Here is an 11,352-nt window from a genome sequence, read left to right as displayed (position 1 = left end):
CCGGCGCCCTGGCGCTGCCCGCGCAGCCGGCCGCTGCGCCGGCGGCCGACCTTGTGGCCAGCCTGCTGGCGCCGCTCGTGGCCGCCTCGCCATCGCCGCAGGCCGGGCTTGGGGCCGCAGAACTGGCGCAGATGTTCGTCGCCGCGCATCGATTGGGCGCCATGGCGGCATCGCAGCAGGCGGTGCCTGTCGTAAGCGCGCCACGCGCCGTCTGGTGGCGTTCCAGCCGCGATATTGCCGCTGCGCGGCTGGCCGCATGGCAGGGAGCGCCATGGCGGGAGGCGGTGCTCGATGGGGTGGATCACCACGGAATCGTCCGCGACGCGCGGCTGCTGGCCGATCTGGCCACCAGCCTCGACGCCGGGCTTTCGGGCGATAGACGCCCGCATTCCCCTGTACCGACTGAGGGCATGTCCGCCACAACCCTACCGACGTAGGCCAGGAATCGTAATTTTATAAATGCAAATGCGAATAGTTTGCATTTAGAATCACTGCTCCATCAAAAAACTGCAGAATCAGGAGAAATATGAGGACGGGTAAAAGCGCCAGGCCGCGTCAGGCTTGGGCGAATCGGCAACCATTCGCGCTGACCGCGCTGGCCATGGCTGTCACGATCCAGACGGCGTACGCGCAGACGAACGACGCCACGCCTGCCTCCGCCAGCGGCGGCGAAGTCCAGTTGCCGGCCGTCAGCGTGCGCGCCGATACGGTCGCCGAAAACTACGGCCCGGTGGGCAAGAGGTCGGTATCGGCCACCAAGACGGACGTGCCCATCGAGGACACGCCGCAGTCGATCAGCGTGGTCACGTCGGACCAGATCCGTGCCCAGGGCGCCCAGCGCGTGGAAGAAGCCCTGCGCTACAGCGCCGGCGTGCGCACCGAGCCGATCGTCGATACGCGGCGCGGCACGTACTACATCCGCGGCTTCAACGCCGCCCAGAACGGCCAGTACTGGGATGGGCTGAAGATGCCCTGGTCCGGCGGCTATGCCTACTGGGACCTGGAGCCGTACAGCCTGGAGCGCGTCGACATCGTGCGCGGGCCCTCGTCGGTGCTCTACGGCCAGACCGCGCCGGGCGGCCTGATCAACCAGGTCAGCAAGCGGCCGCAGGCGGAATCGTCGAACGAGATCAACCTGAGTTTCGGCAACTACGATCGCCGCGAGATCTCGGGCGATTTCACGGGCGCGCTCGACAAGGACGGCAAGGTGCTCTACCGCCTGACCGCGCTGGCGCGCGACAGCGGGACGCAGACGAACCACGCCGGCGACGACCGCCTGTTCATTTCGCCGCAGATCACGTGGCGCCCCACCGACGCCACCAGCTTCACGCTGTACTCGCAGATCTATCACGACAACGCCGGCAACAGCGCCGGCTTCCTGCCGGCCGTGGGTACGATCACGCCGTTGGCGAACGGGTCCAAGATCCCGACCGACTTCTTCCCGGGCGAACCGTCCTTCGAGCGCTTCAAGCGCGAGCAGTACATGGTGGGCTACGAGTTCTCGCATCGCCTGAATGACACGGTGACGCTGCGCCAGAACCTGCGCTACAGCCACATGTACACCAGCTACGAGGACATCAACGGCAATGGCGGTCTCGTATCGAATCCGGCAAATGGCCCGTACCTGCTGCGCCGCATCGGCCTGAAGTCGAACGAGTCGTACAACCTGTTCACTGTCGACAATCAGGCGCAGGTCAAGGTCAAGCACGGCATCTTCGAGCACACGATCCTCACCGGGATCGACTACACGCGGTCCACGTTCGGTCGCCTGCTGGGCCAGACCGGCAGCCTGCCGACGCAGCAACCGCCTATCGACATCTTCAACCCGGTGTACGGCAACTTCGTGGCGCCGGCGTACCAGAGCGACACCACCACGGTGCGCAGCCAGGTGGGCTTCTACCTGCAGGACATGCTGCGCGTGGCGGACCGCTGGGTGGTGCAACTGGCCGGCCGCTACGACAAGGCGAAGGTCGATGCCGACGCCCGCACGCTGGCCACCAACGTCGTGACGCACTCCGGCACCGACGACGGCAAGTTCACCGGCCGCGCCGGCCTGCTGTGGGAAGGCCCGTATGGCCTGTCGCCGTACTTTGCCTACTCGACCTCGTTCGAGCCGACGGCCACCACCGTGCTGTACGGCGGCGGCACGCCGAAGCCCACCACCGGCAAGCAGTACGAGGCCGGCCTGAAGTGGCAGCCGAAGGGTACGCGCAGCTTCGCGCAACTGTCGCTGTTCAACCTGACGCAGCAGAACGTGCTGACGACGTCGCCGGTGCCCACCCAGGTCTCGCAGCTCGGCGAAGTGCGCTCGCGCGGTGTGGAACTGGAAGGCACGTGGGCCGTCACGAACAACTTCAACATCCTGGCGTCGTACACGTACACGGATGCCGAAGTCACGCAGGCGGGCCCGAACGCGCCGAACGCAGGCAAGACGCCGCAGTACATCCCGCGGCACATGGCCTCGCTGTGGGCGGATTACCGCCTGTCGAGCGGCTTCCTGCGGGGCGTCTGGCTAGGCGGTGGCGTGCGGTACATGGGCAAGTCGTATGACCAGACGAACGTGACGACCGTGCCGGCGTACACGCTGTTCGATCTGGCCGCGAGCTACTCCTTCGCCAAGCACTACACGCTGCGTCTGAACGTCAACAACCTGTTCGACAAGACGTATGTGGCCGGGTGCGACAGCGCCACGAACTGCTACTACGGTCGCCGCCGCACCATCATCGGTACGGCCACCTACCGCTGGTAAGCAGCAAGACGCCGCCCGTCCTTCCGGGCGGCGTTGCCTTGCAGGAGTCCAAGAACATGAAAGCCCCAACGCTGCGCTTCTGGTACGCGATCCATCGCTGGACCAGCCTGCTCTGCACATTGAATCTGCTGGTGCTGTGCGTCACCGGCCTGTTGCTGATCTTCCACGAGGACATCGACGCGCTGCTCGGCCAGGAACATCACGGCGCGGTGGCTGCCGAGCGCACCGTTGCCGTGCCGGCACGGCGGCCCGCGTTGCAGACGCTGGTCGACGCGGCCCAGGCCGCGCATCCGGGCCAGCTCACCAAGTCGATTTCGTTTGCGGACGACGATGCCGACGCCGTTGGCGTGCGCGTGGGACCCGTTGGCGAGCCGAAGCTGCGCAATGGCACGACGGTCCAGTTCGACGCTGCCACGGGCGCCACGCGCAAGCCGGGGCCGCCGGGCGAAACCTTCAGCGGCTTCATCCTCAAGCTGCACCTGAACCTGTTCCTCGGCCTGCCGGGGCAGTTCTTCATCGGCTTTATCGGCGTGCTGTTCGCGCTGAGCCTGATGAGCGGGCTCGTCGTCTACGGGCCGTTCATGCGCAAGCTGGCTTTCGGCCTGATCCGCTTCGGCAAGCCGGTGCGCATCGTGCAGGCGGACCTGCACAACCTGTTCGGCATCGTCGTGATGGTGTGGGCACTGGTGGTCGGGCTGACGGGGACGTTCCTGTCGTTTTCCCCGCTGATCATCGGGGTCTGGCAGAAGACCGAGCTGCAGCACCTGATCGCGACGCTGCCGGGGCCGACGCCCGCATCGTTCGTGCCGGTGGATCGCGCGCTGGAGCAGGCGCACAAGGAGGTACCGGGGAAGGACCCGGCCTTCGTCTTCTATCCGAATACCGAGTTTTCCACCGGACGCCACTACGGCGTGGTGCTGCGCGGCCACACGGAGCTGCAGAAGCGCGTCTACGCGATCGTGCTTGTCGATGCGGGCGACGGCAGCGTGGCCGCCGTGCGCGGCATGCCGTGGTATCTGCAGGTACTGCTGCTGTCGGCGCCGTTCCACTTCGGCGACTATGCGGGCCGGCCGCTGCAGATCTTGTGGGYGCTACTGACGGTCATCACGGCGGGCGCCACGGTGACGGGTTTCATTTTCTGGCTCAAGCGACCACGGCGCAGCCGCGAGGACGCCACTGCGACGCTGCCGCCGCAACTGTCGGGAGACCAGGCATGAAGCTGATCGACGATACCTGGCCGATGCCGGTGCTGCTTGGCGTGCTGTCCTTCGCGGGTCTGGCGGCCGGCATTTTCGGCGATGGCGCGTGGGACGCCCTGTGCTGGATCGGCCTGGGTGTGCCCGTTGCCGTCACGGCGTACCGGCTATGGCGACATTGGCGCGTGCGGATGGCGTCCGCGAAGGAGTAGGCGCCGTGCGCGGGCATGTGCCGCAATGGCCATCGCCCGGCAGGCGGTAGTTCAGGCAGCAGATGCGTCGCACGGGCGCCACGCCCGGCTGGCCCGGTTCCGCGCCAGGTCGGAATGCGCCATGGAACGGGTTGGCGAAGCCGTCGATGGACACGGGTGCGTCGATCCATGCCAGCACTTCCGCGCGCTGCGCGGGCGTCAGCACCGGATGCGCGGCCAGTTGCCTCGCGATGCCCGCGGCGGCCACGCCACCCGTACACCAGAGCAAACGCTGGGATACCCGGGCGGCTACGGAAAACGCCGCCACCACGCGCGGCAGATGGGCGTTGACCAGCGGTGACAGCAACGCGGCAAGCGTGGCGCCGGACGCCTCGCCGCCGTCCGGCAGTACCAGCATCGCCAGCCAGCCATTGGCTGCGCCACACCAGACCACCGCGTCAGCGTCGAACGCCAGACCGCGCCGATGCAGCGTGGCCGCGACAAGCGCTCCTGGTAGCACCGCCATCGTGTAGTCGCGGAACCACGCCGCAGCGAGCGCCCGCAGGTCCTCGCAATCACTCGCACGGGACGCACGCGCCAGGCATTCGGCGGCCCAGCCGGCATCCAGACTGGCACCGCGTGCCATCACCCCCGATGGTTCCGACCCCGCCGCACCGGCCAGCGCGAGTCGTTCGGCATAAGGCCGCAAGGGCCCGGCGAAGAATGGGGCGAGAAAGTCGATCATGCGGTACGTGGTACGTCGGCCATGGCGAGATGCCGGCCTGCCTGACGGATGACGAATGGCCTGCGATGGAAATTAAGGAGGTGGCTCCATCACGATGGGCCCGCATGACGGCCCTAATTTTCCCCGCGCGCCGCACGTCATCCAGGCAATGCCGATCCCGGATCTAGCCAGCATGTCGCTTATTGCCTCCCTGCCGCGCAAGCTGCGGCTCACCATCGTCCTGGCCGCCGCGGCCAGCCTGGCCGCTGGCCTGTGCGCCGTCGGCATAGTGGCGCTCATCAACCGCGTGCTGGCCACGCAAGGCGCGGACGCGCCGCAACTGGCACTGCCGTTCGCGGCGCTGGCGATCGCCGTGCTGGCTTGCCGCACGCTGGCGTCGACGCTGTTCGTGCGCGTCAGCCAGAGCGCGCTGGCGCGTATCCGTGCGCAGATCTGCGAGCGCTTCATTGGCGCGCCCTACCCGCATATCGAGCAGACCGGCAATGCGCGGGTGCAGGCGGCGCTGGCCGATGACAGCACGCACGTGGCCAACGGCCTGTCCGTGATTCCGGTGGTGCTGACCAACTCGATGGTTGTGCTCGGCTGCCTTGGCTATCTGGCGTGGCTGTCGCTGCCGACGTTCGCCATCGCCTGCGCGATTCTCGGTGTCGGCTCGTGGTTCTATCACTGGAACCACCGCCGCGCGCTGGTGCACCTGAAGCAGGCCGGTATCGCACAGGATGCGCTGCACGGCCATTTCAAGTCGCTGGTGTCTGGCGCGCGCGAACTCAAGCTCAATCACGACAAGCAGCGCAGTTTCATTCGCGACAGCCTGGGCGTGACGCTCGATGCCGTGCGCACCGCACGCACGCGTGGCCTGTCGATCTTCTTTGTGGCGCTGGGCTTCGGCAGCTTCCTGTTCTTCGCGGTGATCGGCGGCGTGCTCTTCGCGCCGCGCGCAACGCCGCTGGACCCGGCCGTGATGACTGGCTTCACGATCATGTTCCTGTACATCATGTCGCCGCTGGAATCGCTGCTCAATGCGCTGCCGGCGCTGAGCATGGGGCGTGTGGCATACGCGCGCATCGAGGCGCTGGGCGCCGATGCCGCGCCCGAGGCTCCGCCCCGCGACCGAGCAGTCTCCCGCTTTGCCAGCGTGTCGCTGGATGCCGCCAGCCATCGCTACTTCCACGAAGGCGAAAACAGCTTCTTTGCGCTGGGGCCGGTCGATCTTGCGCTCCATGCCGGTGAAATCGTGTTCCTGGTGGGCGGCAACGGCAGCGGCAAGACCACGCTGGCCAAGCTGATGGCTGGCTTGTATCCGCCGCTGGCCGGCGAACTTCGCCATAACGGCGAGGCGGCCGACCCCGCGCATCTCGCCGACTATCGAGCGCAGTTCTCCGCCGTGTTCTCCGATTTCCACCTGTTCGACACGCTGCTTGCGCACGATCCGCAGGACGACGCCCTGGCCAATCGCCTGATCCAGCGCTTCCAGTTGGGCCACAAGGTCACCGTGCGCGACGGTCGCTTCACCACGCAGTCGCTGTCGCAAGGCCAGCGCAAACGACTGGCGCTGATCGTCGCGTGCCTGGAGCGTCGCCCGGTGATGATCCTCGACGAATGGGCCGCCGACCAGGACCCGCTCTTCAAGGACGTGTTCTATCGCGAAGTGCTGTCGGAACTGCGCGCGCAGGGCAAGGCGGTGCTCGTGATCTCGCACGATGACCGCTACTTCGACCTGGCCGACCGCGTTGTGAAGATCGAGAACGGCCAGATCGTCAGCGACACCGTGCAGGCGCATCGCGGGGCGCAGAGCGACACGGCCACGCTGGCCACGGCCACCGCTGCCTGACGCGCTGCAACGTCCACGGAGAATTCCATGCCCCTGCATCCCGACCTCGAAGCGCTGCTCGACATGGTGGAAATCGCCACCGCAACCGGAAAACGCCCGGTGATTCATCAACTGACGCCCGCGCAGGCGCGGCGCGAGTTCGATGACGCGTCCACGGCGCTCGACTTGCCGCCCGAACCCGTGGGCCGCGTCGAAGCGCTGCGTATTGCCACGCGAGACGGGTCCGACATCGACGCCCGGCTCTACGCGCCCGATCGACAAGGAGACGGGGATGCGCTGCCGGTCCTGCTGCATTTCCATAGCGGCGGTTTCACGGTCGGCAGTCTCGATTCCCATGCGTCCCTATGCACGGCGATCGCCGCAGCCACGCCTTGCGCCGTGGTGTCGGTGGCGTACCGGCTGGCGCCGGAGTTCAAGTTTCCAACTGCGGCATATGACGCCATCGATGCGCTGGCATGGCTGGGCAGGCATGCCGCATCACTGGGTCTGGACGCCTCCCGGATCGCCGTGGGCGGCGACAGCGCGGGCGGAACCCTCAGCGCCATGCTTGCCCTGGCGGCGCGCGACGAACCCGCCCTGCCCCGGCCATGCTTTCAGGTGCTTTGCTATGCGGGCCTTGGCGGCACCACCGACACCGCTTCGCATCGGCAGTACGGCGAAGGGTATCTGCTCGATACGGACACGATCGAGTGGTTCTACAGCCAGTACCTGCGCGACGAGGCGGACCGTCGCGACTGGCGCTTTGCGCCATTGCGTGCCGAGGACCATCGCGGCGTGGCGCCCGCGCTGATCGTGCTGGCCGAATGCGATCCGCTCTGCGACGAGGGCCACGCCTATGCGCGAAAGCTCGCCGATGCCGGCGTGCCGGTCGTCGTGCGTGAATACGCGGGTATGGTTCACGAGTTCCTGCGCATGGGCAATATCGTCGCCGACGCCGGCGAGGCCCGCGCGGAAATTGCCGGCGCACTGGCCCGCGCCTTCCAAACGCGCGATGCAACGGCGGTGCCGTTGGAACGCGCCGCCTGAGCGCTAAATTCTCCACGCCGCGCATCGTCTCGATAGGCATGACGGCAGACGTCATGCACCGTCCAACGAATGCCTTGCCAGACACGAAGATCCATATGCCGACAACGCTTGCTCCTTTTTCGCGCCACCTGTCCTTCGCGGCGCAGCCCACGTTGCGCCGCGAGAGCCGCTACGACGGTTCGCGCCTGACGGTGACGAGGGACGGCCAGCCCCTTGCCAGCTTCCAGTTCGCTGGCGACGTGCTGCGCCTGCACGACGGCCACGCCGATGACCACGAACTGGCCCATGCGACGATGGCCGCGCTGGATGCCGCTTTCGCCAACGGCGCGCCGTACGCGCTGCGCGTCGATATCGAATCGCGCGGCGCACAGAATCGTCTTCACCAGATCGGCGCGCTGCTGCGCGAGCCCGGTGGCGCGCGCGGCGGTATCGCGGGTACTGCGCACGCCAGCCTGCTTTGGCAACGCCCCGAGTTGTACATGGCGGCGTCCGAGGGGCCGTTCCCGCTGCGCTATGCGATGACCGATGGCAAGCGCCATCCGCTGCGGCCGGGCAAGCCGGATGGCGCGGTCTATGCGCGCCATATTCCGTGGCTCGACAAGACGCTGATGCTGCGCGCCGCTGAACTGGAGCGGGATCTGCCGCTGCTGCATCGCTGGATGAACGATCCGGATGTCGCCTACTTCTGGAACGAGGAAGGCGACGAGGCCAAGCATCGCGCCTATCTGCAAGGGCTGATCGACGATCCGCATATGCTGCCGCTGATCGCGTCGTTCGACGACACGCCCTTCGGCTATTTCGAGGTGTACTGGGCCAAGGAAAACCGCATCGCGCCGTTCTACGATGCGCACGATCACGATCGCGGCTGGCACGTGCTGATTGGCGAACCGGCGTTCCGGGGCAAGGCGTTCCTGACGGCGTGGTTCCCGGCCATCCAGCACTACCAGTTCCTGGACGATCCGCGCACGCAGCGCATCGTCGGCGAGCCGCGCGCCGACCACGTGCGCCAGATCGCCAACCTCGACAAGACGGGCTTTTCGAAGATCAAGGAGTTCGACTTCCCGCACAAGCGCGCGATGCTCGTGATGCTGCTGCGCGAGCGGTTCTTCGGCGAACACCTGCTCTTGCCGGACACCACGGCGCCAGCCACGCCACGCAACTGATTCCTCTGCCAACGGGGCGCGCGTGCGCCCTCTTCCCTCTTTCCCGATTGCTCAGCAAGGACCGAAACATGACGCTCCGCGACACCTCTCCCGTCGTCCACGATCTGGTCGGCATCGGCTTCGGGCCATCGAACCTGGCCCTGGCTATCGCGCTTCAGGAGCAGGCGGCTTCCGGCCGGCCGCTCGACGCGCACTTCCTGGAAAAGCAGCAGAACTACCAGTGGCACGGCAACACGCTGGTTTCGCAGAGCGAGATGCAGATCTCGTTCCTGAAAGACCTCGTGTCGATGCGCAACCCGACCAGTCCGTACAGCTTCGTGAACTACCTGCATCGCCACGGGCGACTGGTGGACTTCATCAACCTGCGCACGTTCTATCCGAGCCGCATGGAGTACAACGACTATCTGCGCTGGGCCGCGAGCCACTTCGCGGGGCAATGCAGCCTGGGCGAAGAGGTGCAGACGATCGAGCCCGAGATGGATGGCGGCAGGATCGACCGCGTGCGCGTGATCTCGCGCGATGCGCAGGGGCGCGAACGCACCCGCGTGGCACGTTCCATCGTGCTGTCGACCGGCGGCACGCCGCGCATTCCGGAAGCGTTCCGCGGCATGCGCGATGACAGCCGGGTCACGCACCATAGCGGCTATCTGAACTGGATCCGCAACCAGCCCTGCGTGGGCGGCAAGCCGATGCGGATTGCCGTGATCGGCGCCGGCCAGAGCGCTGCCGAGGCGTTCATCGACCTTCACGACAACTATCCGTCGGTAAAGGTGGACTGGATGGTGCGCAGCGCCGCGCTGAAACCCGCTGACGACAGCCCGTTCGTCAACGAGATCTTCGCGCCGGCCTATACCGACGTGGTGTTCGAGCAGGCCCAGGCTGGCCGTGACCGGCTGATCGAGGCGTACCTGAACACGAACTACTCGGTCATCGACGCCGACCTGATCGAGCAGATCTACGCGATGCTGTATCGCCAGAAGGTCAGCGGCCAGTTCCGCGCGAACCTGCTGACGTGCAAGGCCGTGCGGGCCGCCCATGGCGGTGCGAATGGGATCGAGCTGACGGTCGCCACGACGGCGCCCGGCGCGGGTATCGATGCCGATTCCGAGACGCGCCGCTATGACGCCGTGGTGCTGGCCACCGGCTACGAGCGCGAAAGCCATCGTCGCCTGCTGGAGCCGCTGGCGCGCTATCTCGGAGACTTTTCGGTGGATCGCAACTATCGCGTGCAGGCGGCGCCGGAGCTGGCCGTGCCCGTGTACCTCCAGGGCTTCTGCCAGAGCAGCCATGGTCTGAGCGATACGCTGCTGTCCGTGCTGCCCGTGCGCGCCGAGGAAATCGCCGGGGCGATCCACGATGCATTGAGCGCGAATCGCGATCGTTGCTGGGCCCCGTCTACGGTTCAAAAGGGTGGCAGCCAGGCCATTGCCGCGGCATAGCCCGGAGGCGCGTCCAGCCGATAGAGCCGGGTCCGCGCCAGCGCTGCCGTATGGGCAGCGAGCTGGCCGGATTCTGGGCGGACGGTGAGCCAGCGCGCGCCGTGCGCGTCGCCCACATCGCCTTGTTTCGTATCGACGGCCACCGAAACGTGCTGCAGGTGGTCGGCAATCCCCAGCCCCAGTGCCTTCAGCAAGGCTTCCTTGGCGGTCCATAGCAGGTGAAACGCCTCGGGCCATGCCGCCGCCGGCATGGTTTCGAGCCAGTCGCGCTCCCGCGCGGTCAGGCAGTGCGTCGCCATCTCGCGCAGCGAGTCCTGCCCTAGTCCGGGGTCGATCCATTCGATATCGACCCCCACCTCCCCGCCGCCCTCCGCCAGGGCGATCCACGCGAAATCTCCCGCATGCGACACGTTGAATCCCGGGGCCGCCGAAATATCTAGCCATGGCTTGCCGTGCGGGCCGGTTTCAAAGCGCAGGGAATCGGCAGGCAGGTCAAGCCTCCGCCCCAACAGCGCGCGCAGTGCGGCGCGGGTGGCGGCGTAGCGCAGTCGGTCGGATTGCAGCCGAAGATTCGCCGCACGGGCTTGCTCTTCGGCGTTCAGGCACTCGATCAACATGCCCCTTGAGGCGCTTTTCCCGTCGAGATGCAACTGCCACAGCGCGACGCTCGGCATCGGACTGGGAAGAGATGTGAGGGGCGGCGCGCCCGGGGCGAATCGAATCTCCATTAAGACCATGACGAACGGCGAGCGTATCTATTTAGATGGGCCAGCCGATGCGTCACGTGACTGCCAAGGCGTATCAACCGCAGCCTGGACGAGTGAGCAAAGGCGAAATTTAATGGCTTTCACATCCCGAAATCGGGATAGCAATCTCATCTTTACTAACAACAGTGTTACTTTTTTATTAATTGACTATCATTCTCATTCTTATTAACGTACCTGCTCCGCACTGCACCAATTCAAGGAGCCGCCCCCGTGATTCCCTTAACCGAAATTGGCACCAGTCTGAC

General features: G+C 66.3%; 10 protein-coding genes. 8 read left to right on the top strand and 2 right to left on the bottom strand.

Going from position 1 to position 11,352, the window contains the following annotated elements:
* The 4 genes from AB4061_RS21230 to AB4061_RS21215 all read left to right on the top strand — a co-directional run.
* Positions 1-437, top strand: a 437-nt coding sequence (locus tag AB4061_RS21230) for a hypothetical protein (RefSeq protein ID WP_441637197.1), incomplete at its 5' end; no start/stop codon positions are given.
* Between the two features lie 164 nt (positions 438-601).
* A complete protein-coding gene (locus AB4061_RS21225; protein WP_441637195.1) occupies positions 602-2,749 on the top strand; it encodes a TonB-dependent siderophore receptor in 2,148 nt (715 codons plus the stop codon).
* A 56-nt stretch (positions 2,750-2,805) separates the two neighbouring features.
* Positions 2,806-3,966, top strand: coding sequence for a PepSY-associated TM helix domain-containing protein (locus AB4061_RS21220; protein ID WP_441637193.1), 1,161 nt, complete (start codon positions 2,806-2,808; stop codon positions 3,964-3,966).
* Positions 3,963-4,157 carry a hypothetical protein gene (locus tag AB4061_RS21215; RefSeq protein WP_441637191.1) on the top strand — a complete coding sequence of 65 codons (195 nt, stop codon included), beginning with the start codon at positions 3,963-3,965 and terminating at the stop codon, positions 4,155-4,157. The genes AB4061_RS21220 and AB4061_RS21215 overlap by 4 nt, the downstream gene beginning before the upstream one ends.
* On the opposite strand, the gene fhuF is transcribed toward AB4061_RS21215, so the two are convergent.
* Positions 4,099-4,881, bottom strand: a complete 783-nt coding sequence (gene fhuF, locus AB4061_RS21210; RefSeq protein ID WP_441637189.1) for a siderophore-iron reductase FhuF — start codon at positions 4,879-4,881, stop codon at positions 4,099-4,101. The two genes, AB4061_RS21215 and fhuF, sit on opposite strands and share 59 nt — an antisense overlap.
* Before the next feature lie 172 nt (positions 4,882-5,053).
* Between fhuF and AB4061_RS21205 the strand changes: the two genes are divergently transcribed.
* From AB4061_RS21205 to AB4061_RS21190, 4 genes are all read left to right on the top strand, one after another.
* Complete coding sequence (locus tag AB4061_RS21205; RefSeq protein ID WP_441637187.1) at positions 5,054-6,712, top strand: cyclic peptide export ABC transporter; 1,659 nt, start codon at positions 5,054-5,056, stop codon at positions 6,710-6,712.
* Between the two features lie 27 nt (positions 6,713-6,739).
* Entirely contained in the window at positions 6,740-7,738 is a 999-nt protein-coding gene (locus AB4061_RS21200) for an alpha/beta hydrolase (RefSeq protein WP_441637185.1), read from the top strand.
* A 95-nt stretch (positions 7,739-7,833) separates the two neighbouring features.
* Entirely contained in the window at positions 7,834-8,901 is a 1,068-nt protein-coding gene (locus AB4061_RS21195) for a GNAT family N-acetyltransferase (RefSeq protein WP_441637183.1), read from the top strand.
* Between the two features lie 68 nt (positions 8,902-8,969).
* Complete coding sequence (locus tag AB4061_RS21190) at positions 8,970-10,340, top strand: lysine N(6)-hydroxylase/L-ornithine N(5)-oxygenase family protein (protein ID WP_441637181.1); 1,371 nt, start codon at positions 8,970-8,972, stop codon at positions 10,338-10,340.
* Here the strand turns inward: AB4061_RS21190 and AB4061_RS21185 are convergent.
* Complete coding sequence (locus AB4061_RS21185; RefSeq protein WP_441637179.1) at positions 10,304-11,014, bottom strand: 4'-phosphopantetheinyl transferase family protein; 711 nt, start codon at positions 11,012-11,014, stop codon at positions 10,304-10,306. The genes AB4061_RS21190 and AB4061_RS21185 overlap by 37 nt on opposite strands.
* Positions 11,015-11,352: the final 338 nt, after the last annotated feature.

This window comes from Cupriavidus sp. YAF13 (assembly GCF_052113425.1).
Taxonomy (GTDB): domain Bacteria; phylum Pseudomonadota; class Gammaproteobacteria; order Burkholderiales; family Burkholderiaceae; genus Cupriavidus.
Note: the sequence above shows the minus strand (reverse complement) of the source record. Positions and strands in the feature narration are given on the sequence as shown.